Genomic DNA, 25011 nt, shown 5'->3' on the forward strand with positions numbered 1-25011 from the left:
CCGCGAGACCTGGCTTCGCCCCTTTCCCCCGGCCCGGAGACCCCCTAGGGTCCGCCCCCGAAGACGAGCCAGGAGGAGACGATGGCTGAAATCAAGGATCCGGAAAACACGCTCATCATCACGCTGAAGGGTGGAGACGTGGTGGTCGAGATGCTGCCCGACGTGGCGCCGAAACACGTCGAGCAGATCAAGGCGCTGGCCCGCGGCGGCGAATACGACAACGTCGCCTTTCACCGCGTGATCGAGGGCTTCATGGCCCAGACCGGCGATGTCGAGAACGGCGACATGGAGCAGGATTTCAACATCCGCCGCGCCGGCACCGGCGGGTCGAGCCGGCCGAACCTGCCGGCGGAATTCTCGAAACTGCCCTTCGACCGCGGCGTGGTCGGCATGGCGCGCAGCCAGAACCCGAACAGCGGCAATTCGCAGTTCTTCATCATGTTCAAGGACGGCCATTTCCTGAACGGCCAGTACACGGTCTGGGGGCGGGTGATCTCGGGCATGGAGCATGTCGACGCGATCACGCGCGGCGAGCCGCCGGCGGAGCCCGACCGGATGATCGCGGTCAAGGTCGCGGCCGACGCATGATCCGGCGGAGCTTCCTGGCGCTGGTGGCGGCGCTGGGGCTCGGGGGGGCGGCGCTCGCCGCCGACCCGGGCGACACGCTGGTGATCGAGGTGGCGGGGCAGGCGAACGGCACGATCGAGATCGCGCTTCGCCCGGATCTGGCGCCGAAGCACGTGGCGCAGATCAAGCAGCTCGCCGAGAGCGGCGCCTATGACAACGTGGCCTTCCACCGCGTCATCGACGGGTTCATGGCCCAGACCGGCGACGTGCAGTTCGGCAAGAAGGACGTCTATGGCGGGGGCCAGGCCGGGATGGGCGGGTCGAACCTGCCGGACCTGCCGGCGGAGTTTTCCCAGACGCCCTTCGTGCGCGGCACGGTCGGCATGGCCCGCGCGCAGGATCCGGACAGCGCCAATTCGCAGTTCTTCATCATGTTCGCGCCCGGACCCTTCCTCGACGGCCAGTACACGGTCGTCGGAGAGGTGACCTCGGGCATGGAGGTGGTCGACAAGATCGCGCGCGGCGAAGGCCATGCCGGGATGGTGCCGAGCCCCGATTACATGACGAAGGTCACGGTGAAATGAGAAAAGGCGCGGCGCCCCCGGGCCCGCGCCTTCGCCGATGGCGGACAAATGTCCGCCCTACGGCCCCGCAGGGCGGACTTCAGTCCGCCGCCCCCCGCGCGCCGCTCATCCCTCGACCCTGACCAGCGCGTGCCGCTTCTTTCCCGCCGAGAGCTTCAGCCCCGTGCCGAGCGCCGCCGCGTCGAGATGCAGCCCCGCGTCGGTCAGTGCCACGTCGTCCATCCGCGCGCCACCCTCGGCGATCAGCCGCTTCGCATCCTTGCCCGATCCGGCGAGCCCGGCGCGGACAAGGAGCTGCACGACCGAGATCCCGCCCTCCGGAATGTCGGAGGCCGGGAGCGCCACGGTCGGAAGTTCCGCCCCGACGCCGCCTTTCTCGAACACTTCCCGCGCGGTCGCCTCGGCGGCGGCGGCCGCCTCCGGCCCGTGGCAGAGCGCGGTGACCGCGTTGGCGAGGACCACCTTCGCGGCGTTGATCTCCGCGCCGCCGAGCGCGCCGAGCCGGTCGCATTCCTCGACCGGAAGCTCGGTATAGAGCTTCAGGAACCGGCCCACGTCCGCGTCGGTCGTGTTGCGCCAGAACTGCCAGAATTCGTAGGGCGAGAGCATGTCGCCGTTGAGCCAGACCGCGCCCCCCGCCGACTTGCCCATCTTGCGGCCGTCGGACGTGGTGAGAAGCGGCGAGGTCAGGCCGAAGATCTCCGTCCCGGCGACACGGCGCGTCAGGTCGATGCCGTTGACGATGTTGCCCCACTGGTCCGAGCCGCCCATCTGCAGCAGGCAGCCGTAGCGGCGGTTCAACTCCAGGAAGTCGTAGGCCTGGAGGATCATGTAGTTGAATTCGAGGAAGCTCAGCGACTGGTCGCGGTCGAGGCGGCTCTTCACGCTCTCGAAGGAGAGCATCCGGTTCACCGAGAAGTGCCGCCCGATGTCGCGCAGGAAGGCGAGGTAGTTCAGCTCGTCGAGCCATTCGGCGTTGTTGAGCATGATCGCGTCCGACGCGCCCTCGCCATAGGCGAGGTATTTCGCGAAGACGGATTTCATCCCGTCGATGTTGGACTGGATCGCCGCGTCGTCGAGCAGCGGCCGCTCCTCGGAGCGGAAGGACGGATCGCCCACCTTGGTCGTGCCGCCGCCCATCAGCGTGATCGGCTTGCCACCGGTCTTCTGCAGCCAGCGCAGCATCATGATGTTCAGCAGATGCCCGACATGCAGCGACTTCGCCGTCGCGTCGTAGCCGATGTAGGTCGGCACGACGCCCGCGAGCAGCGCGTCGTCGAGCCCCTGGAGGTCGGTGCAGTCGGCGAGATAGCCGCGCGCGACCATGACGTTCAGAAAGTCGCTCCTCGGCCGGTAGGTCATCGCACGGGTCCTTTCGTTCGGAAGATCGCGCTTCTATAGCCAATGGACGCGCGTTGAAAAGAGCGGAGACAGGCATGCGGGTTCTGGGGCTGATGTCGGGCACCTCGATGGACGGGGTCGACGCCGCCGTGCTCGAGACCGATGGCGAGGCGATCCTCGGATTCGGCCCCTCCGCCTTCCTGCCCTTCACCGAGGCCGAGCGGGACATCCTGCGCGCAGGCCTCGGCCTCTGGCCCGAGGCGCCGGAGGTCGCGGCGATCGAGGCGCTGAGCCGCGCCGCCCATGCGCGCGCGGTCGCGGGTTTCGCGGATGTCGATCTCGTGGGCTATCACGGCCAGACGCTCGCGCATGATCCGAAGGGGCGCGGCACGCATCAGGCCGGGCGCGGCGATCTGCTGGCGCGGGAGACGGGCCTGCCGGTGGTCTGGGATTTCCGCGCCGCCGACGTGGCGAGCGGCGGCGAGGGCGCGCCGCTGGTGCCCTTCTTCCATTTCGCCTGTGCCCGGTTCATCGGCGCCGAGACGCCGCTCGCCTTCCTCAATCTCGGCGGCGTCGGCAACGTCACCTGGGTCGATCCGAGGCAGCCGGCACCGGAGGCCGAGGGGGCGCTCCTAGCCTTCGACACCGGGCCGGGCAACGCGCTGATCGACGATTTCCTGAAGGCGCGGACCGGCGCGAGCTTCGACGCGGACGGGGCGACGGCGGGCCGGGGCCGGGTGGCGGCGGAGGTGCTCGCGGACCTCGGAACCCATCCGTATATCCTCCGGACGCCGCCCAAATCGCTGGACCGGCAGGATTTCCACGGCTATCTCGACCGCGTCTCCCACCTCTCCGCGGAGGACGGCGCCGCGACGCTCGCCGCGCTCACCGCCGCCTGCGTGGCCGAGGCGGCGCGGCATTTCCCCGAGCCGCCGTCGCGCTGGCTCGTCCATGGCGGCGGGCGGCGGAACCTGACGCTTACGCGGATGATCGCGGCGCGCACCAACGCGCCGGTCGATCCGGTCGAGGTGGTCGGGCTCGATGGCGACATGCTCGAGGCGCAGGCCTTCGCCTTTCTCGCCGCGCGGGTTGTGCGGGGCCTGCCCACCTCTTCGCCCGCGACGACCGGCGCGCGGCTTCCGGTGAGCGGCGGGCGGATCAGCCGGCCGTGAGGGTAAGGCGGACAGATGTCCGCCCTACGGATCGCGCGTAGGGCGGACATCTGTCCGCCTCCCTCAATGCGCCCGGGCGAAGAGCAGCCGCGCGGCGAAGGCGGCGAAGATCGAGGCGAAGAGCCAGTCGAGCGCGCGGGCCACGCGGGGATTGGCGCGCATCCCCGTCGCGAACCGGTCGGCCGCGAGGACGATCGCGAGATTGATCGCGCTCCCGAGCAGGATGAAGATCGAGCCGAGCAGGAAGAGCTTCGCCGCCGCGTGGGGGTCGGTGGCGGAGACGAACTGCGGCAGGAAGGTCAGGAAGAAGAGCGCGACCTTGGGGTTCAGCACATTGATCGCGACGCCCGAGGCCCAGGTGCCGAGGAGTCCCGATCGCGGCGCGGCGTGCGACGGCAGACGCAGGGCGGAGCCGTGGCGGATGGCCTGGAAGGCGAGCCAGAGCAGGTAGAGCGCCCCGGCGATCTTGAGCGCCGCGAAGGCCGCCGGCGCCGCGACGATCAGCGCCGAGACGCCGAGCGCGACGAGGAGCGTGTGCACGAGCAGCCCGGTTCCCGCCCCTGCGACCGCCGCCAGCCCCGCGGCCCGGCCCGAGGAAAGCGCGCGGCCAAGGAAGAAGGTCATGTCCGGGCCGGGCGTCAGCGCGATGACGACCACGGCGGCGACGAAGGGCAGCAGGACCGAGGCGTCGAGCATGGCGTGTCTCGCGGGGCGCGGGCGCTACGGGCGGCGGACAGATGTCCGCCCTACCGGGTGGTTTCGGTCAGGCGGCGGCGGACATAGGTCTCCACCGTCCGGATCATCTCGTCCATGCCGGGATCGAAGAAATGGCTCGCGCCCTCGATCGTCTCATGGGTGATGGTGATGCCCTTCTGCTGCTTGAGCTTGTCGGCGAGATTGGCGACGTCGCCCGGCGGCACCACCCGGTCGGCCGAGCCGCCGATGATGAGGCCGGAGGAGGGGCAGGGAGCGAGGAAGGAGAAGTCGTACTGGTTCGCCGGCGGCGCCACCGAGACGAAGCCCGCGATCTCCGGCCGCCGCATCAGGAGCTGCATCCCGATCCAGGCGCCGAAGGAGAAGCCCGCGACCCAGCAGGAGCGCGCGTTCGGATTGAGCGCCTGCAGGTAGTCGAGCGCGGCCGCGGCGTCGGAGAGCTCGCCGATGCCCTGATCGTATTCGCCCTGGCTGCGGCCCACGCCCCGGAAGTTGAAGCGCAGGCAGGTGAAGCCGATCCGGTGGAACGTGTAGTGGAGGTTGTAGACGACCTTGTTGTTCATCGTGCCCCCGTAAAGCGGATGGGGATGCAGGATGATCGCGATCGGCGCGTCCTTGGATTTCTGCGGGTGATACCGCCCCTCGAGTCGCCCGTCGGGGCCGGGGAAAATCACCTCGGGCATCTGGTCGCTCTCCCGTCGTAACAAACGCGAACTTGACGGAATCACTCGACCAATCTAGAAACGTTCTAAGATTGGATGCGCGGGCGATCCAAAGTCAGGACGCTAGTTAGGGTTTCGCCGGCTGGGCGTCAACACCGGGCGGCGCCTTCTGTTTGGCGCGCGGCGGCGGGGAGAGGATCGGCGATGAAACTGAGCACCAAGGGCCGCTACGCGATGATCGCGCTGACCGATCTGGCCGCCCGGGCGGGCGGGCAGGCGCGGCTGGTCTCGCTGAGCGAGATCGCGGAGCGGCAGGACATCAGCCTCGCCTATCTCGAACAGCTCTTCGTGAAGCTGCGGCGGGCGGAGATCGTGGAATCGGTCCGCGGCCCGGGCGGCGGCTACCGGCTCGCGCGGCCCGCGGAGCAGGTCCGCGTCTCCGAGATCCTCGCCGCGGTCGACGAGACGATGGACGCGCTGACGCGCGGCGCCGGCGCCTCCGGCGCGACGCAGGGCACGGCGGAGCAGCGGCTGACCGACAAGCTTTGGGAGCAGCTCTCGGCCAACGTCTATGTGCTGCTGCACCAGACCCGGCTCTCGGACATCGTCGCGAACCAGCTGGCCCCCTGTCCGGCGGTGCCGAGCTTCGTGGCCGTGGTCGACGAGGCGGACGCGCCGATGGTCGCGCCGGTTGCCTCCGGAGCGGAGGGCGTCGCCGCCGCGGGGGGCGCATGAGCGGCCGCGTCTATCTCGACTGGAACGCCACGACGCCGCTCCGGCCCGAGGCGCGGGCGGCGATGATCGAGGCGATGGATCTCGTCGGCAATCCCTCCTCGGTCCATGCCGAGGGACGTGCGGCGAAGGGGCTGCTCGAACGCGCGCGGGCCGGTATCGCCGAGGCCTTCGGCGCGGAGCCCGACGAGGTGGTCCTGACCTCAGGCGCGACCGAGGCCGCCGCGCTGGCGCTGCGCGGCCGGAACCGCGTCGGCGCGCCGGTCGAGCATGACTGCGTGCTCGGCTGGATCGATGCCTGCCTGCCCGTTACCGCGGAGGGCCGGGTCGAGGTCGCGGAACCGGGGCGGACCGCGCTTCAGGCCGCGAATTCGGAGACCGGCATCGTCCAGGAGCTTCCGCCGGGCCTCGCGCTCGTCGACGCGGCGCAGGTGGCGGGGAAGCTGCCTTTCGCCTTCGGCTGGACCGGGGCGCGCGCGGCGCTGATCGCGCCGCACAAGTTCGGCGGGCCGAAGGGGATCGGCGCGCTGCTGCTGCGCCGGGGCGAGGAGGTGGAGCCGCTCCAGCGGGGCGGCGGGCAGGAGCTCGGCCGCCGCGCGGGCACCGAGAACCTGATCGGCGCCGCCGGATTCGCCGCCGCCGCGAGGGCGGCGGTCGCCGATCTCGCCCGCGGGATCTGGGAGGAAGTGGCCGAGACCCGGAATATTCTGGAGCGGGCTCTGGAAGACGGGAATTCGGAGACTATTTTTGTCGGGAAAGGGTCGGCGCGGCTGCCGAACACCCTGGCCCTGGTCACGCCCGGCTGGAAGGGCGAGACCCAGGTGATGGCGATGGACCTCGCCGGTTTCGCGGTCTCGGCGGGTTCCGCCTGTTCGAGCGGCAAGGTGAAGGCGAGCCGTACCCTGACCGCGATGGGATACGAGCCGGAGGTCGCGGCTGCGATGCTCCGGGTCTCGATCGGGCCGGGCGTCGAGCGGGAGGCGGTGCTCGCCTTCGCCGATGCCTGGAAGAAGAGTCACAGCCGCGCGCGGCGCCGGAGGATGTCGGAGACGTCGCCGGAAAGAGTTGTTGGAGAGGTTTGACCCATGACGGCACTGGACGAAGCCGGGATCCGCGAGGGTGTCGATCAGGAGACGGTGGACACCGTCCGTTCGGTTGGCGAGCGGTACAAATACGGCTTTGCGACCGATATCGAGACGGAATACGCGCCGAAGGGGCTGAACGAGGATATCGTCCGGCTGATTTCGGAGAAGAACGGCGAGCCGGAATGGCTGACCGACTGGCGGCTCCGCGCCTTCGAGCGCTGGAAGACGCTGGAGGAGCCGACCTGGGCGATGGTCCACTATCCGAAGATCGACTTCCAGGACCAGTACTACTACGCCCGGCCGAAGAGCATGGCGGTGAAGCCGAAGTCGCTCGACGAGGTCGATCCGGAACTGCTCGCGACCTACGAGAAGCTGGGCATCCCGCTTCGCGAGCAGATGATCCTCGCGGGCGTCGAGGGCGCGGAGGCGGCGCCGGCGGAGGGCCGCAAGGTCGCGGTCGACGCGGTCTTCGACTCGGTCTCGGTCGGCACGACCTTCAAGGAGGAACTGGCCAGGGCGGGCGTCATCTTCTGCTCGATCTCCGAGGCGGTGCGTGAGCATCCCGAACTGGTGCGGAAATATCTCGGTTCCGTCGTGCCTTACAGCGACAACTTCTATGCGACGCTGAATTCGGCGGTCTTCTCCGACGGCTCCTTCGTCTACGTGCCGCCCGGCGTGCGCTGCCCGATGGAGCTCTCGACCTATTTCCGGATCAACGCCGAGAACACCGGCCAGTTCGAGCGCACGCTGATCATCGCGGACAAGGGCTCCTATGTGAGTTACCTCGAGGGCTGCACCGCGCCGAAGCGCGACATCGCGCAGCTTCACGCCGCGGTCGTGGAGATCGTCGTGCTCGAGGACGCGGAGGTGAAGTACTCGACCGTCCAGAACTGGTATCCGGGCGACGAGGAAGGCCGGGGCGGCGTCTACAACTTCGTCACCAAGCGCGCGGACTGCCGCGAGGCGCGGGCCAAGGTGATGTGGACGCAGGTCGAGACCGGTTCCGCGATCACCTGGAAGTACCCGTCGTGCCTCCTGAAGGGCGAGGGCGCGCAGGGCGAGTTCTACTCGATCGCGATCGCCAACAACGCGCAGCAGGCCGATACCGGAACCAAGATGGTCCACCTCGGCAAGAACACGAAGAGCCGGATCGTCTCCAAGGGCATCTCGGCGGGCCGCGCGCAGAACACCTACCGCGGCCTCGTCTCGATGCATCCGAAGGCGACGAAGAGCCGCAACTACACCCAGTGCGACAGCCTGCTGATCGGGGACAAGTGCGGCGCGCACACGGTCCCCTATATCGAGGTGAAGAACAACTCGAGCCGCGTGGAGCACGAGGCGACCACCTCGAAGGTGGACGAGGACCAGCTCTTCTACTGCCGCGCCCGCGGCATGGACGAGGAGGAGGCGGTGGCGCTCGTCGTCAACGGCTTCTGCCGCGAGGTGCTGCAGGCGCTCCCGATGGAATTCGCGATGGAGGCGCAGAAGCTCGTCGCGATCAGTCTGGAAGGCTCGGTGGGGTGACGGCTTCGAAGGGAAAATCAGGATGACCGAGGTCGAGAACCTGATGCTCGAACACCTCAAGCGGTTTCAGGGTCAGCTTTCCCGGGTGGAGGAGAAGATAGAAGAAACGGCGTCGGAAATGCGGAGCATGAAGCAGCATATGGGCGCCTTTCTCACATCCGAAGCAAACCGCGACATCGGTAGGGCGCAGTTCAGGCTCCGCCTGGAGCGCATCGAGCGACGGCTCGATCTCTACGAGGGGTAACCATGGACCTGAAGGACATCCGCGCCCACGCGAAAGAGGATCTGCGCCGGGGGCTCTCCGTCCCGCTGGAGGACCGGGTGATCGGCGCGCTCGTCGCCATGCCCTTCGCGGGCTTCCTCGGCATCTGGTGGAACGCCCTGACCTGGTGGCCCAACATGCTGACCTTCGCGCTCACCGTGCTGGTCTGGCTGCCGATGGCGGCCTGGGTCGCCGGCCATCTCGACCGCGCCAACGCGGCCTGAACGAAACACGAGGCGGCCGCGACGCGCTGGCCGAAACCGAGAGAAATCATGCTGAAAATCGAAAATCTTCACGTAAAGCTCGAGGAAGAGGGCAAGCAGATCCTGAAGGGCGTGAGCCTTGAGGTGCCCGCCGGTCAGGTCCATGCGATCATGGGGCCGAACGGTTCGGGCAAGTCGACGCTCTCCTACGTGCTCGCCGGCCGCGACGGCTACGAGGTGACCGAGGGCGCCGCGAGCCTCGGGGATTTCGACCTGCTCGACCATGAGCCGGAGGAACGCGCGGCGGCGGGGCTGTTCCTCGCTTTCCAGTATCCGGTCGAGATCCCGGGCGTCGGCAACATGACCTTCCTGAGGACGGCCGTGAACGCGCAGCGCAAGTCGCGCGGCGAGCCGGAGATGAACGCCGCCGAATTCCTGAAGCTGGTGCGCGAGACCGCGAAGACGCTCAACATCGACGCCGAGATGCTGAAGCGCCCGGTCAATGTCGGCTTCTCGGGCGGCGAGAAGAAGCGCAACGAGATCCTGCAGATGGCGATGCTGCAGCCCCGGATGTGCATCCTCGACGAGACCGACTCGGGCCTCGACGTCGATGCGATGAAGCTCGTCGCCGATGGCGTGAACGGGCTGCGCGCGCCGGACCGGTCCTTCCTCGTGATCACGCACTACCAGCGGCTGCTCGATCACATCAGACCGGACGTGGTGCATATCATGGCCGATGGCCGGATCGTGCAGAGCGGCGGGCCGGAACTCGCGCTCGAGGTCGAGCACAACGGCTATGCCGACATTCTGAAGTCGGTGGCGTAAATGGCAGTAACGGCACGCAAACTCGAAGGCGCCGAGGCGCTGCTCGCCGTCTGGCCCGCGCCGGTCGGCGAGGCGTCCTGGGCGCGGAGCGCGCGCGAGAAGGCCGCCGCCCGGCTCATGGCCATGGGCGCGCCGGTCCGGCGCGACGAATACTGGCGCTTCACCGATCCGACGAGCCTGCTCGTCCAGCCGCCGAAGCCCGCGCCGGTCTACGACGCGATCGAGAAGCCGCCCTTCGGCGATGTCGACCGGCTCCGGATCGTCTTCGTCGATGGCGTCTACGATCCGGACCAGTCCGATCCGCTGGAACTCGCCGGGGTCGAGATCCAGACGCTCGCGCAGGTAGTCGGGACGGATATCCACTGGGCGCGCGATCTCTTCGGCGTGCTCGAGACCCGCGGGCAGGATCCGGTGGACCGGCCCCTCGCCGCGCTCAACACCGCGCGCGCGACGGAAGGGATCGTGATCAACGTGACCGGACAGGCGGCGCGGCCGGTGAGCTTCATCTACCGCCACGCCTCGGAGACCGGGGAGGCGATGGTGCGCCACCTGATCCGGATGGCGCCCGGCTCCGATCTGACGCTGCTCGAGAACGGCGCGGCGGCGGCGCGGTTCAACAGCGTGCTGGAGATCGAGGTGGCGGACAACGCTTCCTTCCATCACGTGCGCACGCAAGGCCGCGCGCATGACCGGCGCGCCGCGACGGCGATCTTCGCGCGGCTCGGGAAGGAATCAAGCTTCAAGTCCTTCACGATGACGGCGAACGGGCGGCTGACGCGCAACGAATGCGTGATCGAGTTCACCGGCGACGACGCGCATGCGCGGGTCGCGGGGGCCTCGATCGGCGAGGCGGATTTCCTGCACGACGACACGGTCTTCATTACGCATGACGCGGTGAACTGCGAGAGCCGGCAGGTGTTCAAGAAGGTGCTCCGGAGCGGGGCGACCGGCGTCTTCCAGGGCAAGATCCTCGTGAAGCCCGGCGCGCAGAAGACCGACGGCTACCAGATCAGCCAGGGGCTGCTGCTCGACGACGATTCGAACTTCCTCGCGAAGCCCGAGCTCGAGATCTACGCCGACGACGTCGCCTGTTCGCACGGCTCGACCTGCGGCGCGGTGGACGAGACCTCGCTCTTCTATCTCACCTCGCGCGGCCTGCCGCGGGCGGAGGCGGAGGGCCTGCTGGTGCTGGCCTTCCTCGACGAGGCGATCCAGGAGATCGAGGATCCCGTCCTCGCCGACGACATGCGGGAGCGTCTCGGGGCCTGGCTCGCCCGCCGGGGCCGTCTCTGATCCGATGACGGCGCCGGCGTCCCGCGGGCTCGTCGCGGCCATGGCCGAGGCTTATCGGCGCCCCCGGGCGGCGATGGCGGGGCTGATCGCGCGGGGGATCACCGAGGGCGGCGCGCTCGCGCTGCTCTTCATCGCCTGCGCGCTCGGCTTCGTCGCGAGCGTGCCGGAGGCGGCGCGGCGCGCGCGGGCGCTCGATATCGAGGATCCGGTGGCGGGCGCGGTGGCGGCGCATCTCTTCGCCTATCTCTTCCTCGCGCCGCTGCTCGCCTACGCGCTCGCCGCGCTCGCGCATCTCGTCGCGCGCGGCTTCGGCGCGCGGGGCGGGTTCTTCCGGGCGCGGGTGGCGGTGTTCTGGTCCGTGCTGCTCGGCGCGCCGCTGGCGCTCGCGATGGCGGCGCTGCGCTCGGTCGCGGAGATGGCGGGGGGGCTGTCGCCCGCGCTGCTGCCGCTCGCGGGGCTCGCGGCGTTCCTCTTCTGGCTCCGGCTCCTCGCGGCGAGTTTCGCGGAGGCGGAGGGTTTCTCGGCGACCTGGCGGGTGGGCGCGGTGCTCGGCCTTGCCTTCGGTCTGGTCGCTGTCTCACTGTCGATGCTGACGCGCGGCATGACACCGCCGGGCTGAGCAAGGGAAGCGCCGGATGGCCAAGGACAATCTCTCCGAGCCGGGTTTCTGGGGCGGGATCGCCCGGGACAGCCTGAACCGCCCGCGGGAGGCGGCGCGGCGGCTGATCGCGCTCGACCCGCCGACCCGCGACCTGCTGGCCGCGGCGCTGGCCATCTCCTGTCTCGGCGTCATGCTCGCCTACGCGGCGATGCGGATCGGCGGCGAGACGATCGACCCGGTCTCGACCGAGCTTCTGTCGATGCCGCTTCTCGCGGCGGGGGTGGAACTCGTCGTGATGCTGGCGATGGGCTGGCTGACGTGGAAAGTCGGCGCGCTCTTCGGCGGCCGCGGCCGGCCGAAAGCCGCGATGACGCTGGTCGTCTGGCTCAATGCGATGCTGCTCGGCATCCAGGCGCTGCAGTTCCTCGCGCTCGCGATCCTGCCCGCGCTGGCCGCGGCGATCGCGCTCGTCGGCATGGTCTGGGCGCTCTGGGTCTTCGCCAATTACGTGACCGAGCTACATGGTTTCGAAAATCCCCTGATGGTCATGGGCGGCGTGGTCCTGACCGGGATCGTCCTGATGATCGGACTGGGTCTCCTGGTCGCGATCCTCGGGCTCACGCCGCATGAGGTGGGCTGATGTATGATATCGACGCGGTACGCCGCGATTTCCCGATCCTGTCGCGCGAGGTCTACGGGCGTCCGCTCGTCTATCTCGACAACGGCGCCTCGGCGCAGAAGCCGAAGGTCGTGATCGACGCGATCGCGGATCTCTACGGCCAGGGCTACGCGAACGTGCATCGCGGGCTGCACTATCTCTCGAACCAGGCGACGGACCGCTACGAGGCGGTGCGCGGCACGATCCAGCGCTTCCTCGGCGCGGCGCACGAGGACGAGATCCTGTTCACCACCGGCTCGACCATGGGGATCAACATGGTCTCCTACGGCTGGGCCGAGCCCCGGATCGAGCCGGGCGACGAGATCGTGCTCTCGGTGATGGAGCATCACGCCAACATCATCCCGTGGCACTTCCTGCGCGAGCGGCATGGCGCTGTGCTGAAATGGGTCGAGACCGCGCCCGACGGCTCGCTCGATCCGAACGCCGTGATCGAGGCGATCGGTCCGCGCACGAAGCTCGTCGCGGTCACGCACATGTCGAACGTGCTCGGCACGGTGGTGGACGTGAAGGCGATCTGCGCCGGCGCGCGCGAGCGGGGCGTGCCGGTCCTCGTCGACGGCAGCCAGGCGGCGGTGCACATGCCGGTCGATGTCCGGGAGATCGGCTGCGACTTCTACGCGATCACCGGGCACAAGCTCTACGGCCCGACGGGCTCGGGCGCGATCTACATCCGGCGCGAGCGGACGGAGGAGATGCGGCCCTTCCTCGGGGGCGGCGACATGATCCGCGAAGTGACGCGGGAGGTGGTGAGCTACAACGATCCGCCGCACAAGTTCGAGGCCGGCACCCCCGGGATCGCCGCGATGGTCGGGCTCGGGGTCGCGATCGACTACATGACCGGGCTCGGGCTCGACAACATCGCGGCGCATGAGCACAGCCTGCGCGACTACGCGGCGGAGCGGCTGACCGGGCTGAACTGGCTCTCGGTGCAGGGGAACGCGCCGGAGAAGGGCGCGATCTTTTCCTTCACCATGTCGGGCGGCGCGCATCCGCACGACATCTCGACCGTGGTGGACCGCAAGGGCGTGGCCGTGCGCGCCGGGCATCACTGCGCCCAGCCGCTGATGAAGCATCTCGGCGTCACGGCGACCTGCCGGGCCTCGTTCGGCCTCTACAACACGAAGGCCGAGGTCGACGTGCTGGTGGACGCGCTGGAGACCTGCCACGAGCTCTTCGCCTGAATCGTTGACTGATAAGTCAATCAATCGCTTCGGTTCGCGGGAGTTCGCAAATGTTGAACCATGCGCGTCGCCTTTGACGCGCATGTGCGAATCAGCTAAAATCCGCTCATAGAGAGCAAGAAAGTTTCACGGCTTCTTTTAATGGCCCCGGAAGGGGCGGACTGCCGGAATTGCCCGGTCCGCGACCTGAAGCGACGACGGAAATTTCTCCGTCATGCCAGATTACCCGGAGCCCCGGGTTTGGCGCGTCCCACGAGGATATCACCTCGCGGGGCGCGCTTCCGTTTCCGGGGGCGCGTTCAGACTCCCGCCGCGCAGGCATCCCGAATTGCCCGCATGTCGCGGCCGTACGAGTCGGGCGTGCCGCCCCTGAACACCGCCGAGCCGGCGACAAGCGCGTCGGCGCCGGCCGCGTGGCAGAGCGGCGCGGTCTCGGGCGTCACGCCGCCGTCCACCTCGATCCAGATCGGCCGGTCCGCGACCATCTCGCGGATGCGCCGGATCTTGGGAAGCTGGGAATGGAGGAAGGACTGGCCGCCGAATCCGGGATTGACCGTCATCACCAGGACGAGGTCGCATTTGTCGAGCACGTATTCGATCGCCGCCGGCGGGGTCGAGGGCGTGAGCGAGACGCCCGCCTTCTTGCCGAGCCCGCGGATCGTCGCGAGCGAGCGGTCGAGATGCGGCCCCGCCTCGGCATGGATGGTGATGATGTCCGCGCCCGCCTTCGCGAAGGCCTCGAGATAGGGATCGGCCGGCTGGATCATCAGATGCACGTCCATCACCGTGCGGACATGCGGCCGGATCGCGGCGACGACGTTCGGGCCGATGGTGATGTTCGGGACGAAATGCCCGTCCATCACGTCGACATGGACCCAGTCGCAGCCCTGGTCCTCGATCGCGCGCACCTCCTCGCCGAGGCGCGCGAAATCGGCCGAGAGGATCGAGGGGGCGATCTTCAGATCGCGGGAGAAATCCAGGCTCATTTCGTCAGCCTCCGGATCAGGGAGGACGTGTCCCAGCGGCCGCCGCCCATGCCCTGCACCTCCTTGTAGAACTGGTCGACGAGCGCGGTCACCGGCAGCGCCGCGCCGTTGCGGTCCGCCTCGCCGAGGCAGATGGCGAGATCCTTGCGCATCCAGTCGACCGCGAAGCCGAAGTCGAACGCGTCGGCGAGCATCGTCTTGCCGCGGTTCTCCATCTGCCAGGAACCGGCCGCGCCCTTGGAGATGACCTCGAGCACCGCCTCGCCGTCGAGCCCGGCCTTCCGCGCGAAGGAAAGCGCCTCGGAAAGGCCCTGCAGCAGGCCCGCGATCGTGATCTGGTTCACCATCTTGGTAAGCTGGCCGCTGCCCGCGGGGCCCATCAGCCGGCAGGCGCGGGCGAAGGCGAGGATGACCGGCTCGGCCCGCGCATAGGCCTCCTCCTCGCCGCCGCACATCACGGTAAGCACGCCGTTCTCCGCCCCCGCCTGGCCGCCGGAGACCGGCGCGTCGATGAAACGGGCGCCGCGGGCGCGGGCGGCCTCGCTCAACTCCCGCGCGACCGCGGCCGAGGCGGTGGTGTTGTCGACGAGGATGGCCCCGGGCGCGAGCGTCTCGAAGACGCCGCCGGCGCCGGTCGTCACCCCGCGCAGGTCGTCGTCGTTGCCGACGCAGCTGAAGACGATTTCGGCCCCCCGCGCGGCCTCGGCCGGCGTCGGGGCGGAGGCGCCGCCATGCTCCGCCACCCAGGCCTCGGCCTTGGCGGCGGTGCGGTTGTAAACCGTGACGGAATGGCCCTTTGCCGCGAGATGCCCGGCCATCGGATAGCCCATGACCCCCAGTCCGACGAATGCCACCTTGGCCATGCGTGAGCCCCTTCCTCCGTTGCGCGGCCCCCTGATGGACTGCTATTCCATTCGGGGTCAAGTCCGCGCGAGGGCCGGTTTCCGCATGGCGTTTCTGTTCCGTTGGTTGACGCGGGCCTTCCTCGCGCTCGCGCTGCTCGCCTGCGCCGCCGCCGCGCTGGTCTATTATCTCGCCACCCAATCGCTCCCCGATTATGACCGGACCTACCGGCTGGACGGGCCGAGGGCGGAGATCCGGATTCCGCGCGACAGCCACGCGGTGCCCCATATCCTCGCGACGAACGACGCGGACGCCTTCTTCGGGCTCGGCTTCGTCCACGCGCAGGACCGGCTCTGGCAGATGACGCTGCTGCGCCGGACAGCGCAGGGGCGGCTGTCGGAGCTCTTCGGGGCCGAGACGCTGCCGATCGACCGGCTGATGCGCGCGCTCGACCTCTACGGGCTCGCGCGCCAGGCGGCCGACCGGCAGGACCCGGCGACGCGGGCGGCGCTGGAGGCCTATTCCGTGGGGGTGAACGCCTGGCTCCGCGTCGTGCGCGACGAGGCGCTGGGGCGGGGGGCGCCGGAGTTCTTCCTCTTCGACGCCCGGCTCGCGCCCTGGACGCCCGCGGATTCGGTCGCGATCCTGAAGCTGATGGCGCTCAGGCTAACCGACAAGGCCGAGCGTGAGACGCTGCGCGCCAGCCTGTCGCTCAGCCTGCCGCCGGAGCGGCTGCGCGACATCCTGCCGGAATCGCCGAACGCGGCGGTGATGGCGCTGCCGAAATATTCGGAGCTTCTCCCGGGCGCGCCGGGGAACTGGTCGCTCGCCTCGGCCGGCCCGCTCGATCCCGCGCCGCCGCTCGACCTCGCGGGCGCCTCGAACGCCTTCGCGGCGACGGGCGCGCGGGCGGCGCGGGGCGCGCCGCTCATCGCGAGCGATCCGCATCTCGCGCTCTCGGCGCCCTCGATCTGGATGCTGGCGCGGATGAACCTCGAGGCCGGGCCGGTGATCGGCGGGACGATCCCGGGGATTCCCGCCGTGCTGATCGGGCGCAATCCCGATCTCGCCTGGGGGCTGACCTCGAGCTATCTCGACGATCAGGACGTCTATGTCGAGAAGCTCGATCCCGCCGATCCCGGCCGCTATCTGACGCCGGAGGGCTACAGGCCCTTCGTCGCGCGGAAGGTGAAGATCGCCGTGAAGGGCGCGGAGCCGGTCGAGGAGGAGCTGCGCTGGACCCGGCACGGGCCGGTGGTCCCGCCCGACCGGTTCGGCGTCGCCGCGGTGACGCCGCCCGGCCATGTCGCGAGCCTCGCCTGGACCGCGCTCACGCCCGAGGACGGCTCGATCGCGGCGGCGATCGAACTCATGCGCGCGCATTCGATCCGCGAGGCGCGCGAGGCGGCGCGCGACGTCATCGCCCCCTCGATGAACCTGACGCTGGCGGACAGGAGTTCGGTCGGGCTGCAGATGACCGGGGCGGCCCCGGCGCGGCGGCCCGAGAGCACGAGCCAGGGGCGGATCCCGAGCCCCGGCTGGCTCGCGGTCAACGACTGGCAGGGGCGGCGCCCGTTCGAGGAGAACCCCTGGGTGGTCGATCCGCCGAGCGGGATCGTCGTCAACACCAACAACCGGATCACCGAGGCGGCCTTCCCGGACCACCTGAGTTTCGACTGGGGCGACGACTACCGGATCCGGCGCGCGGCGAAGCTGCTCGGGGAACGGGAATATCATTCGCTCGACAGTTTCATCGAGATCCAGACCGACACGGTCTCGCAGGCCGCGCGCGACCTCCTGCCGCTGATCGCGCGCGACCTCTGGTATTCCGGCGAGCCGACCGCCGCCGATCCGGTCGCGCGACAGCGGCAGCTCGCGCTCGAACGGCTCGCGAACTGGACCGGCGAGATGAACGAGAACGATCCGGAGCCGCTGATCTACGCCGCCTGGATCCGCGCGCTGAAGCGGCGGCTCGCGGTGGACGAGCTCGGGCCGATGGTGGACGAGGTGCCGCTCGACGCGATGTTCATCGAGCGGGTCTACCGCGACGCGGAGGGCGCCTCGGCCTGGTGCGACGTGAGGCAGACGACGGCGAAGGAGGATTGCGTCGAGATGGCGCGGCGCGCGCTCGACGACGCGCTGGCGGAGCTTCAGGAGAGCTACGGGCCGCGGCTCGAGAGCTGGCGCTGGGGCGACGCGCATGTGGCGATCCACCGGCACACGCCGCTCGGCGACATTCCCGGGCTGCGCCAGCTCGTCAACATCCGGCAGGGCACGGCCGGGGGCGACGACACGCTGATGCGCGGGCTGACGCCCGGGGGCGGACCCTATCCCTATCGCAACGTCCACGCGGCGGGGCTGCGCGTCGTCCAGGATTTCGCCGATCCCGATTCGAGCGTCTTCATCGTCGCGACGGGCGAGAGCGGCCATCCGCTGTCGCGGCATTACGACGATCTGGCGGATCCCTGGCGGCGGGGCGAATACATCCCGATGGCCCTCGACCTCGACCGGGTGCGGGCGGGCTCGGCCGGGACGACGACGCTCCTTCCCGCGGCGCCCTAGCGGGCGTCCGCGGTCCTTCTCTCCGGCGCCTTCTTCTCCGGCGTCATGAGCCGGGCGAGTTCGCGGGCGATCTGGAAGGCGCCGACGAGGCGCGCCTTCTGCTCGGGCCAGGCCTTCGCGACGACGATCCTGTTGTCCTTGACCTTCGCCGCGCCGTTCTGGTCCTGGATGAACTGGACGAGCCCCTCCGGCCGCGCCACGCGGTCGTTGTGGAACTGCACCGTCGCGCCCTTCGGCCCGCCATCGAGCTTCGAGACGCCGGCGCGCTTGCAGAGCGCCTTGATCCGGACGATCAGCATCAGCGTCTCCACCTCGGGCGGGATCGGGCCGAAACGGTCGATGAGCTCCGCGGCGAAGCCCTCCATCTCGACCTTCCGCTCGAGGGAGGAGAGGCGGCGGTAGAGGCCGAGCCGCACGTCGAGGTCGGGCACATAGGCCTCGGGGATCAGCACCGGGACGCCGAGGTTGATCTGCGGCGACCATTCGCCCGCGTCGTCGGTCATGTCGATGTCGCCGGAGCGGAGCTTGGCGATCGCCTCCTGGAGCATCTCCTGGTAGAGTTCGAACCCGACCTCGCGCACCTGTCCCGACTGTTCCTCGCCGAGCAGGTTGCCCGCGCCCCTTATGTCGAGATCCTGGCTCGCCAGCGTGAAACCCGCTCCGAGGCTGTCGATGCTCCCGAGCACCCTGAGCCGCTTCTCCGCCTGCGGCGTCAGTTTCTTGCGCGGCTCGGTGGTCATGAAGGCGTAGGCGCGCAGCTTCGAGCGGCCGACGCGGCCCCGGATCTGGTAGAGCTGGGCGAGACCGAACATGTCGGCGCGGTCCACGATCAACGTGTTCGCGGTCGGGATGTCGAGGCCCGACTCGATGATCGTGGTCGCGAGCAGCACGTCGTACTGCCCGTCGTAGAAGGCGTTCATCCGGTCGTCGAGCTCGGTCGCGGCCATCTGGCCATGCGCGACCACGACCTTCACCTCCGGCACCTGTTCCTTCAGGAAATCCTCGATCCCGCCGATGTCGGAGATGCGGGGGACGACGTAGAACGACTGGCCGCCGCGATAATGCTCGCGCAGCAACGCCTCGCGGATCGTGACGGGATCGAATTCGGAGACATAGGTGCGGATCGCGAGCCGGTCGACCGGCGGCGTCGCGATCAGGCTCAGTTCGCGCACGCCCGAGAGCGCCATCTGCAGCGTGCGCGGGATCGGCGTCGCGGTCAGCGTCAGCACGTGGACGTCGGAGCGCAGTTCCTTCAGCCGCTCCTTGTGCTGCACGCCGAAATGCTGCTCCTCGTCGATGATCAGCAGGCCGAGGTTCCTGAAGCGCACCCCCTTCGCGAGCAGCGCGTGGGTGCCGACGACGATCTCGACCTTGCCATGGGCGAGGTCGTCGCGGGTCTGGGCCGCTTCCTTCGCGGAGACGAAACGGGAGAGCGGGCGCACGTGGATCGGCAGGCCCCGGAAGCGTTCGGCGAAATTCTTGTAGTGCTGGCGGGCGAGCAGCGTCGTGGGCGCCACCACCGCGACCTGCGTGCCGGACATCGCCGCGACGAAGGCGGCGCGGAGCGCGACCTCGGTCTTGCCGAAGCCGACGTCGCCGCAGACCAGCCGGTCCATCGGCTGGCCCGATTCCATGTCGCCGAGCACGTCCTGGATCGCGTTCAGCTGGTCCTCGGTCTCGGTATAGGGGAAGCGGGCGCAGAACTCCTCCCAGAGATGATGCTCGGGTGGGGCCAGCACCTGCCCCTTGCGGAGCGCGCGTTCGGCGGCGAGGCGGATGAGCCGGTCCGCCATCTCGCGGATCCGCTCCTTGAGCCGCGCCTTCTTCGCCTGCCAGGCGCCGCCGCCGAGCCGGTCGAGCAGCCCTTCCTCGTGGCCGTAGCGGCTCAGGAGCTCGATGTTCTCGACGGGGAGGTAGAGTTTGTCGCCGCCCGCGTATTCGAGGAAGATGCACTCATGCGGCGCCCCGGCCGCGGTGATCGTCTCGAGCCCCTTGTAGCGGCCGATGCCGTGATCGACATGGACGACGAGATCGCCCGGCGTGAGGCCCGCGGCCTCGGTCAGGAAGTTGTCCGCCCGCTTGCGCCGGCGCGCGCCCCGGATCAGCCGGTCGCCGAGCACGTCCTGTTCGGAGATGACGGTCAGGCCCGGCGCCTCGAACCCGTGTTCCAGCGGCCAGACGGCGAGGAAGAGCCCGCCCTTGCCCTCGGGGATGTCCCGGGCGGAGGCGATCTCCCTCGCATCCGTCACCTCGCTGTCGGCGAGCAGCCCGCCGAGGCGTTCGCGCGCGCCCTTCGAATAGCTCGCGACGACGACCTGCCCCTCGCGGCGGCGGGCGCGGATGTGATCGGCGAGCGCGCCGAAGAGCGAGATCTGCTCGCGCTGGCGCTCGGGGGCGAAGTCGCGGCCGATCCGCCCGCCCGCGTCGATCACGCCCGGGCCCGAGGGGCGCGGCAGCGGCGAGAGGTGGAGCGCCGGACGCGCGCCGAGCGCGGCCGTCCAGGCCGCCTCGTCGAGATAGAGCTCCTCGGGCGGGATCGGCTTGTAGACCGTGCCGAGCTTCGATTTCGCGCGGAGCGCCTCGGCGCGGGTCTGGTAGGCGTCGGCGAGCGCGTCCCAGCGCGCGGTCCGCGTCGCGTCCATCTGGTCGTCGAGCAGCACCGGCGCCCCGGGCAGGTAGTCGAAGAGCGTCTCCAGCCGGTCGTGGAAGAGCGGCAGCCAGTGCTCGTAGCCCTGATGCTTGCGCCCCGCGCTCACCGCCTCGTAGAGCGGATCGTCGTTTCCCGCCGCGCCGAAGAGCGCGCGGTAGCGGGTGCGGAAGCGCTGGATCGACTCGTCGTCGAGGATCACCTCGGAAACCGGCGCCAGCTCGACGCGGGCGACCTTCTCCGTGGTGCGCTGGGTCTCGGGATCGAAGCGGCGCGCGGAATCGAGCACGTCGCCGAAGAGGTCGAGCCGGATCGGGCCGCCGCCCTTCGCCCGGCCGGGCGGGAAGATGTCGATGATCCCGCCCCTGACCGCGTAATCGCCCGGCTCGGTCACGGTCGCGGACTGGCTGAAGCCCATCCGCGCGAGATAGCCCCGGAGCGCGGTCAGATCGAGCCGGTGGCCGACCTCCGCCGTGAAGCTCGCGCTCCGGAGCCGCTCGCGGGGCGGCACCTTCTGCGTCGCGGCGTTGACGGTGGTCAGGATCACCACCTCGCGCGAGAGCCCGTCCGCGAGCGCGGCGAGCGTCGCCATGCGCTGGGCGGCGATCTCGGAATTGGGCGAGATCCGGTCGTAGGGCAGGCAGTCCCAGGCCGGGAAGGTCAGGACCGGCGTCCGGGGCGCGAAGAAGGCGAGCGCGGCGCGCAGCGCCGCGAGCCGCGCGTCGTCGCGCGCGACATGGATCACCGGCCCCTTCGCGCGGGCCAGCGTCTCGGCGAGATAGCGTGCGTCGAATCCCTCGGGGCAGCCGCCGACGATCAGGCGGCCGGGAGGGAGCGGATCTTTCCGGGCCATGCGCGCGGAGGTAGCGCAAGCCCGCGGCCGGGGCAAGCGCGGCGGGAGGTCAGCGCGGGAAGTGGACCGGCTGCTGGAGCGCGGCGAGCAGCGCCGCCGCGAACATCGCCAGCACCGCCACGGTCTGGTTCCAGGCCCGGTGGCGCGAGAGCAGCCGGCGCAGCGGCTCGCCCCGGAGGTCCGCCGCCCGGACACGGATCGCGAGCCGCGCGGTCGTCGCGCCGATCAGGCAGAGCGGGAGGGCGAGCGGCGTGAGCGCGCGGGCAAGCTCGACCTGGAACAGGAAACCCAGCACGGCGAGCACCGCGAGGCAGAAGCCCGCGAGCGTCGCGAGCGCGATGCCGGCCGCCCCGGCGACGCCCTCGATCCGTTCCGCCGCGATATGGGCGAGCGTGTCGACGCGGGCGGAAACCTCGGGCAGGCGCGCGGCGCGCAGCAGCATGTCATGCGGCACGCCGAGCACGCGCCAGGTGACGAGGGTCCAGACCAGCACCGTCAGCGCCCAGTACCAGACGCTGAGAAAGCTCGCCGTGTCGAAGGGGTGAGGCACTCTCGGATCTCCCGCCAGGTCTGGCCGCCCCGTTCTTCGCCGCTCCGGCGGGCGGGTGCAAGGCGGGTCACGGCGCCGCGGGTGTTTCGCTCCGGGCGATCAGCGCGCGGATGAAGCCGGTCACGTCGGCGCCCTTGTCGAGCAGGTCGCGCGGGGCCGCGAGGCTCGGCCGGGCGGGCGCGGGCGGGCGGGCGGCGAAGGCGGCCTCGGCCGGCGTCGCCTCCGGGGCGGGCGCCGCCCGGCCCATGTAGGCGGCCATCGCGCGCTCGGCGGGGTCGGCGGAGGCGCGCGCGCGGCTCCAGTCGCCGCCGGTGAAGGCATAGGGCGCGGCCTCGGCTTCGAGCCCGGCGGCGGCGAGCGTCCGGACCGCCTCGGACCAGGCGCCGGAGCCGGCCTCGGCGCGGGCGCGGATCGTGGCGGCGTCGGAGCCTGCGAGCCCCCGGGTCAGCGCCCGGGCGGATTCGGGATGGCCGAGGCGGAGCTCGGCCTCGGCCGCGATCAGCCGCGCTTCCCTTTCGCCCATCTCTCCGGGACCGCCGGTCAGGAGGGGCGCGGCGAGGTCGCGCGCGGCCGCGGGCAGGCCGATCTCGAGCAGGCGCCGGGCGATGGCTTCGCGCGCCGGAACCTCGGCGCGGGTCCGGGCGATCAGGCCGGGATGGGCGAGCACCAGCGCCGCCCAGTCGGCCGGGGCGGGGCGGTCGGGCGGCGCCTTGGCGAGAAGCGACGTGGCGGCGGCGGCGAAGCGCGGCGCGGCGGCGGGAAATTCGGCCCGCGCCGCCTCGAGCGCGGCGAGCGCGCCCGCGAGCGCGCCGCTCTGGCCGAGCGCCTCGGCCGAGAGCGCGAGCAGCTCCGGGCGGATCGCGCGGCCGCGGGAGAGATGCGCGGCGATGGCAAGGTCGGTGGCGAGGTCGCGCGTCGGCGCGCCGATCAGCAGCGTCAGCCGCGCGTGGCGCATGAGCGCCTCCGCCGGATCGGGCACCGGCGCGCCGGCGAGTTCGCGGAAGAGGGCCGCCGCCTCGCTCGGCCGTCCGTCGGCGGCGAGAAGCTCGGCCTCGGCCCGACGGAGCGCGAGGCTTTCCGGCAGGCCCGCGCGCAGGATCAGGTCGCGGATCCCGCGCGCCTCGGCGACCCGCCCCGCGCCGAGCAGCCGCGAGACGAGGTCCGGGCCGAAGAGAAGCCGCGCGTCGGGGGGGAGGGCCGCGAAGGCGTCGTCCAGATCCGTCTCCGCGCCGGGCGCGGGCAGGCGGCCGGCGAGGGCCTGCCAGAGGCCGTGCGCGCCGGGGCAGGGGCCGGGCCTGAGCAGCGGCCCGTCCGGATCGGGCGCGGACCCGGAGGCGAGGCGCGCGAGGTCCCCGAGCAGCGCGCGATCCGCGAGCGGCGTGGGGAAAGCCCCGAGAAGGCCCAGCGCCTCCGGTCCGAGGCCGAGGCGGATGTCGAGCCGGACCAGCGCCGAGAGCGCGTCCGGATCGGGCGCGTCGAATTCGGAGAGCAGCCCGCCCAGCGCCGCGGCGCGCGCCGACGGATAATCGGCGGGAGGCGTCGACGGGCCGAGATCGAACCGGCCGGCGGGCAGGCATCCGGGCGGGGGCGGCTTCGGCGCCTGGTCGGGGCGGTCGCGGTCGAGCACGCTCACCGCCTCGACCTGGCGGTGCCGGGGCGCCGCCTCCGGTCCGGCGGCCTCGGGCAGGGCCGTGTCGAGATCGACGACGCCCTGTTCCGCCGCGCGTTCGAGCTGGCGCAGCAGCGCGGCCTCGGCGCCCGCGACCGCGCCGCTCTCGCGCGCGTTTCGCGCGGCGCGGGCGGCGGCGCGGGATTTGGGGGGCGGAACGACGGGGGCCTCCGCCGGGGCGATGTCGAGCGCGAGCAGCCGGGGACCGGCCCAGGCCGCGCCGGCGGCGCAGTCGCAGCCGAGCGTCAGCCGCACCCGGGTTCCGGCGGGCGTCGTCCCGGCCTCGATCGCGGCGACGCGGCCGCGCGCGAGCCGGGAGAGCGCCTCCGACGCGTCGAAGTCGAGCGCGCGGCCCGGAAAGAGCAGGATCGCCTCCCGCCCCTCGACACGGAGCGAGAAGGGCACGCCGGGCGGCACCGGCAGGATCAGGCGGGAGAAATCGGCATGCTCGCCGCCCCGGATCGCGGCGGCCCCGGCCGCGGCCGCGCCGGGCGGGAGCAGGGCGGCGGCCAGGAGGAGGGCGCGGAGGCGTCGCGGCATCAGGCGGCCTGTTTCGTCGCGCGGAGCGCGCCTTCGAGCGCGTTGTAGCTCGGGCGGACCGGCGCGGGGGTGTTCTGCCGGCCGACCTCGACGCAGACATTGGCGGCGTGGTTGTGCAGCGCGGCGACCATCACCTCCCGGATCAGGTTGTAGAAGGTCTGGTCCGCGTCGATCACCGCCTTCACGCGGGCGGCGAACGGACCGACGATGCCATAGGCGAGGAACACGCCCATGAAGGTGCCGACCAGCGCGCCGCCGATCATCCTGCCGAGCACCTCGGGCGGCTGGTCGATCGAGGCCATGGTCTTGATCACGCCGAGCACCGCGGCGACGATGCCGAGCGCGGGCAGGCCGTCGGCCATGTTGCGCAGCGCGTGCGAGGAATGCTGCGCGTTCTCGTAGGTCTTCTCGATCCGCTTCGTGAGCACTTCCTCGACCTGGTGCGGATCGTCGTAGTTCATCGAGGCCGAGCGCAGCGTGTCGCAGATGAGCGAGACCGCCTCCGCGTCGGCCAGGATGCGCGGATAGGCGCCGAAGATCGGCGAGGCGCCGGGATCCTCGATATGTCCGTCGAGTTCGACCGGGTTGGCGCGCGCCCGGATGAGCTGGAACATCAGGCAGAGCAGGTCCTGGTAGTCCCGCGTCTTCCAGCGCGGCCCCCTGAAGACCTTGGCGATGTCCGAGAGCGTGTGCCGGATCGTGGCCATGTCGCTCGAGATCACGAAGGCGCCCAGCGCGGCGCCGAGGATGATGATCATCTCGTGCGGGAGCGCATGCAGGATGATCCCGAGCTGGCCGCCGGCGAAGAGATAGCCGCCGAAGACCATGGCGAAGACGATGCAGATCCCGGCGATTCCGACCATGTTCCCCGATCCTCGCGATATGGCGCGCCCGCGTCTTTCGGCGCGCCCAATCCATGGCGGCGGCGGGTTAAGA

23 protein-coding genes are annotated in these 25011 nt (G+C 70.5%); 14 read left to right on the plus strand and 9 right to left on the minus strand.

What is annotated here, in order from left to right; genetic code table 11:
* Nucleotides 1–81 precede the first annotated feature (81 nt).
* Both FJM51_RS01815 and FJM51_RS01820 read left to right on the plus strand, forming a co-directional pair.
* The gene (locus FJM51_RS01815) at nucleotides 82–588 is read left to right on the plus strand and encodes a peptidylprolyl isomerase (protein ID WP_140452386.1); all 507 of its coding nucleotides are present in this window, start codon (nucleotides 82–84) and stop codon (nucleotides 586–588) included.
* On the plus strand, nucleotides 585–1151 hold the full coding sequence (locus FJM51_RS01820) for a peptidylprolyl isomerase (RefSeq protein WP_140452387.1): 567 nt from the start codon (nucleotides 585–587) through the stop codon (nucleotides 1149–1151). The genes FJM51_RS01815 and FJM51_RS01820 overlap by 4 nt, the downstream gene beginning before the upstream one ends.
* Before the next feature lie 105 nt (nucleotides 1152–1256).
* On the opposite strand, the gene tyrS is transcribed toward FJM51_RS01820, so the two are convergent.
* Nucleotides 1257–2513, minus strand: coding sequence for a tyrosine--tRNA ligase (gene tyrS, locus FJM51_RS01825; RefSeq protein ID WP_140452388.1), 1257 nt, complete (start codon nucleotides 2511–2513; stop codon nucleotides 1257–1259).
* Nucleotides 2514–2587: 74 nt separating this feature from the next.
* Here tyrS and FJM51_RS01830 point away from each other — a divergent pair, with 74 nt between their 5' ends.
* Nucleotides 2588–3664 (plus strand): anhydro-N-acetylmuramic acid kinase, encoded by a 1077-nt coding sequence (locus tag FJM51_RS01830; RefSeq protein ID WP_140452389.1) that lies wholly within the window; start codon nucleotides 2588–2590, stop codon nucleotides 3662–3664.
* A 63-nt stretch (nucleotides 3665–3727) separates the two neighbouring features.
* On the opposite strand, the gene FJM51_RS01835 is transcribed toward FJM51_RS01830, so the two are convergent.
* Complete coding sequence (locus FJM51_RS01835) at nucleotides 3728–4360, minus strand: LysE family translocator (RefSeq protein ID WP_140452390.1); 633 nt, start codon at nucleotides 4358–4360, stop codon at nucleotides 3728–3730.
* A 50-nt stretch (nucleotides 4361–4410) separates the two neighbouring features.
* The gene (locus FJM51_RS01840; RefSeq protein ID WP_140452391.1) at nucleotides 4411–5061 is read right to left on the minus strand and encodes an alpha/beta hydrolase; all 651 of its coding nucleotides are present in this window, start codon (nucleotides 5059–5061) and stop codon (nucleotides 4411–4413) included.
* A 183-nt stretch (nucleotides 5062–5244) separates the two neighbouring features.
* Between FJM51_RS01840 and FJM51_RS01845 the strand changes: the two genes are divergently transcribed.
* Genes FJM51_RS01845 through FJM51_RS01890 form a run of 10 tightly spaced genes read left to right on the plus strand, consistent with a single transcriptional unit; the run spans nucleotide 5245 to nucleotide 13425 of the window.
* The gene (locus FJM51_RS01845) at nucleotides 5245–5775 is read left to right on the plus strand and encodes an Rrf2 family transcriptional regulator (protein WP_140452392.1); all 531 of its coding nucleotides are present in this window, start codon (nucleotides 5245–5247) and stop codon (nucleotides 5773–5775) included.
* Nucleotides 5772–6854, plus strand: a complete 1083-nt coding sequence (locus FJM51_RS01850; protein WP_140452393.1) for a cysteine desulfurase family protein — start codon at nucleotides 5772–5774, stop codon at nucleotides 6852–6854. Before FJM51_RS01845 ends, FJM51_RS01850 begins: the two co-directional genes overlap by 4 nt.
* 3 nt (nucleotides 6855–6857) lie before the next feature.
* Nucleotides 6858–8381, plus strand: coding sequence for a Fe-S cluster assembly protein SufB (gene sufB / locus FJM51_RS01855; RefSeq protein WP_140452394.1), 1524 nt, complete (start codon nucleotides 6858–6860; stop codon nucleotides 8379–8381).
* Between the two features lie 22 nt (nucleotides 8382–8403).
* Nucleotides 8404–8625 (plus strand): hypothetical protein, encoded by a 222-nt coding sequence (locus FJM51_RS01860; protein WP_140452395.1) that lies wholly within the window; start codon nucleotides 8404–8406, stop codon nucleotides 8623–8625.
* 2 nt (nucleotides 8626–8627) lie between these two features.
* Nucleotides 8628–8867: a hypothetical protein gene (locus tag FJM51_RS01865; RefSeq protein WP_140452396.1), complete on the plus strand. Its 240-nt coding sequence runs from the start codon at nucleotides 8628–8630 to the stop codon at nucleotides 8865–8867.
* A 48-nt stretch (nucleotides 8868–8915) separates the two neighbouring features.
* A complete protein-coding gene (gene sufC / locus FJM51_RS01870; protein WP_140452397.1) occupies nucleotides 8916–9671 on the plus strand; it encodes a Fe-S cluster assembly ATPase SufC in 756 nt (251 codons plus the stop codon).
* Nucleotides 9672–10964 (plus strand): SufB/SufD family protein, encoded by a 1293-nt coding sequence (locus FJM51_RS01875; protein WP_140452398.1) that lies wholly within the window; start codon nucleotides 9672–9674, stop codon nucleotides 10962–10964.
* A 4-nt stretch (nucleotides 10965–10968) separates the two neighbouring features.
* A complete protein-coding gene (locus FJM51_RS01880; RefSeq protein ID WP_140452399.1) occupies nucleotides 10969–11583 on the plus strand; it encodes a YIP1 family protein in 615 nt (204 codons plus the stop codon).
* A gap of 16 nt (nucleotides 11584–11599) precedes the next feature.
* A complete protein-coding gene (locus FJM51_RS01885; protein ID WP_140452400.1) occupies nucleotides 11600–12205 on the plus strand; it encodes a Yip1 family protein in 606 nt (201 codons plus the stop codon).
* Nucleotides 12205–13425, plus strand: a complete 1221-nt coding sequence (locus FJM51_RS01890; protein ID WP_140452401.1) for a cysteine desulfurase — start codon at nucleotides 12205–12207, stop codon at nucleotides 13423–13425. Before FJM51_RS01885 ends, FJM51_RS01890 begins: the two co-directional genes overlap by 1 nt.
* Nucleotides 13426–13724: 299 nt before the next feature.
* On the opposite strand, the gene rpe is transcribed toward FJM51_RS01890, so the two are convergent.
* Nucleotides 13725–14405 (minus strand): ribulose-phosphate 3-epimerase, encoded by a 681-nt coding sequence (gene rpe / locus FJM51_RS01895; RefSeq protein WP_140452530.1) that lies wholly within the window; start codon nucleotides 14403–14405, stop codon nucleotides 13725–13727.
* Nucleotides 14406–14407: 2 nt separating this feature from the next.
* Nucleotides 14408–15274, minus strand: a complete 867-nt coding sequence (locus FJM51_RS01900; protein WP_140452402.1) for an NAD(P)-dependent oxidoreductase — start codon at nucleotides 15272–15274, stop codon at nucleotides 14408–14410.
* An 85-nt stretch (nucleotides 15275–15359) separates the two neighbouring features.
* Between FJM51_RS01900 and FJM51_RS01905 the strand changes: the two genes are divergently transcribed.
* A complete protein-coding gene (locus tag FJM51_RS01905; protein ID WP_140452403.1) occupies nucleotides 15360–17816 on the plus strand; it encodes a penicillin acylase family protein in 2457 nt (818 codons plus the stop codon).
* Here the strand turns inward: FJM51_RS01905 and mfd are convergent.
* From mfd to motA, 4 genes are all read right to left on the minus strand, one after another.
* Nucleotides 17813–21316 (minus strand): transcription-repair coupling factor, encoded by a 3504-nt coding sequence (mfd, locus tag FJM51_RS01910; RefSeq protein WP_140452404.1) that lies wholly within the window; start codon nucleotides 21314–21316, stop codon nucleotides 17813–17815. The two genes, FJM51_RS01905 and mfd, sit on opposite strands and share 4 nt — an antisense overlap.
* A 49-nt stretch (nucleotides 21317–21365) precedes the next feature.
* Nucleotides 21366–21866: a hypothetical protein gene (locus FJM51_RS01915; protein WP_140452405.1), complete on the minus strand. Its 501-nt coding sequence runs from the start codon at nucleotides 21864–21866 to the stop codon at nucleotides 21366–21368.
* A 67-nt stretch (nucleotides 21867–21933) separates the two neighbouring features.
* Nucleotides 21934–24075 carry an amino acid adenylation domain-containing protein gene (locus FJM51_RS01920; protein WP_140452406.1) on the minus strand — a complete coding sequence of 714 codons (2142 nt, stop codon included), beginning with the start codon at nucleotides 24073–24075 and terminating at the stop codon, nucleotides 21934–21936.
* Nucleotides 24075–24938: a flagellar motor stator protein MotA gene (motA, locus tag FJM51_RS01925; RefSeq protein WP_140452407.1), complete on the minus strand. Its 864-nt coding sequence runs from the start codon at nucleotides 24936–24938 to the stop codon at nucleotides 24075–24077. Before motA ends, FJM51_RS01920 begins: the two co-directional genes overlap by 1 nt.
* Nucleotides 24939–25011: the final 73 nt, after the last annotated feature.

Source organism: Amaricoccus solimangrovi (genome assembly GCF_006385685.1).
GTDB classification, from domain to species: domain Bacteria; phylum Pseudomonadota; class Alphaproteobacteria; order Rhodobacterales; family Rhodobacteraceae; genus Amaricoccus; species Amaricoccus solimangrovi.

Coding starts and splice junctions, on each gene's coding strand:
- FJM51_RS01840 (WP_140452391.1), bottom strand. CDS start 5,061: ATGCCCGAGGTGATTTTCCCCGGCCCCGACGGGCGACTCGAGGGGCGG.
- FJM51_RS01860 (WP_140452395.1), top strand. CDS start 8,404: ATGACCGAGGTCGAGAACCTGATGCTCGAACACCTCAAGCGGTTTCAG.
- FJM51_RS01880 (WP_140452399.1), top strand. CDS start 10,969: ATGACGGCGCCGGCGTCCCGCGGGCTCGTCGCGGCCATGGCCGAGGCT.
- FJM51_RS01830 (WP_140452389.1), top strand. CDS start 2,588: ATGCGGGTTCTGGGGCTGATGTCGGGCACCTCGATGGACGGGGTCGAC.
- FJM51_RS01920 (WP_140452406.1), bottom strand. CDS start 24,075: ATGCCGCGACGCCTCCGCGCCCTCCTCCTGGCCGCCGCCCTGCTCCCG.
- FJM51_RS01845 (WP_140452392.1), top strand. CDS start 5,245: ATGAAACTGAGCACCAAGGGCCGCTACGCGATGATCGCGCTGACCGAT.
- tyrS (WP_140452388.1), bottom strand. CDS start 2,513: ATGACCTACCGGCCGAGGAGCGACTTTCTGAACGTCATGGTCGCGCGC.
- FJM51_RS01900 (WP_140452402.1), bottom strand. CDS start 15,274: ATGGCCAAGGTGGCATTCGTCGGACTGGGGGTCATGGGCTATCCGATG.
- mfd (WP_140452404.1), bottom strand. CDS start 21,316: ATGGCCCGGAAAGATCCGCTCCCTCCCGGCCGCCTGATCGTCGGCGGC.
- FJM51_RS01890 (WP_140452401.1), top strand. CDS start 12,205: ATGTATGATATCGACGCGGTACGCCGCGATTTCCCGATCCTGTCGCGC.
- FJM51_RS01885 (WP_140452400.1), top strand. CDS start 11,600: ATGGCCAAGGACAATCTCTCCGAGCCGGGTTTCTGGGGCGGGATCGCC.
- FJM51_RS01815 (WP_140452386.1), top strand. CDS start 82: ATGGCTGAAATCAAGGATCCGGAAAACACGCTCATCATCACGCTGAAG.
- FJM51_RS01835 (WP_140452390.1), bottom strand. CDS start 4,360: ATGCTCGACGCCTCGGTCCTGCTGCCCTTCGTCGCCGCCGTGGTCGTC.
- FJM51_RS01850 (WP_140452393.1), top strand. CDS start 5,772: ATGAGCGGCCGCGTCTATCTCGACTGGAACGCCACGACGCCGCTCCGG.
- FJM51_RS01905 (WP_140452403.1), top strand. CDS start 15,360: ATGGCGTTTCTGTTCCGTTGGTTGACGCGGGCCTTCCTCGCGCTCGCG.
- FJM51_RS01820 (WP_140452387.1), top strand. CDS start 585: ATGATCCGGCGGAGCTTCCTGGCGCTGGTGGCGGCGCTGGGGCTCGGG.
- sufC (WP_140452397.1), top strand. CDS start 8,916: ATGCTGAAAATCGAAAATCTTCACGTAAAGCTCGAGGAAGAGGGCAAG.
- FJM51_RS01875 (WP_140452398.1), top strand. CDS start 9,672: ATGGCAGTAACGGCACGCAAACTCGAAGGCGCCGAGGCGCTGCTCGCC.
- sufB (WP_140452394.1), top strand. CDS start 6,858: ATGACGGCACTGGACGAAGCCGGGATCCGCGAGGGTGTCGATCAGGAG.
- motA (WP_140452407.1), bottom strand. CDS start 24,938: ATGGTCGGAATCGCCGGGATCTGCATCGTCTTCGCCATGGTCTTCGGC.
- FJM51_RS01865 (WP_140452396.1), top strand. CDS start 8,628: ATGGACCTGAAGGACATCCGCGCCCACGCGAAAGAGGATCTGCGCCGG.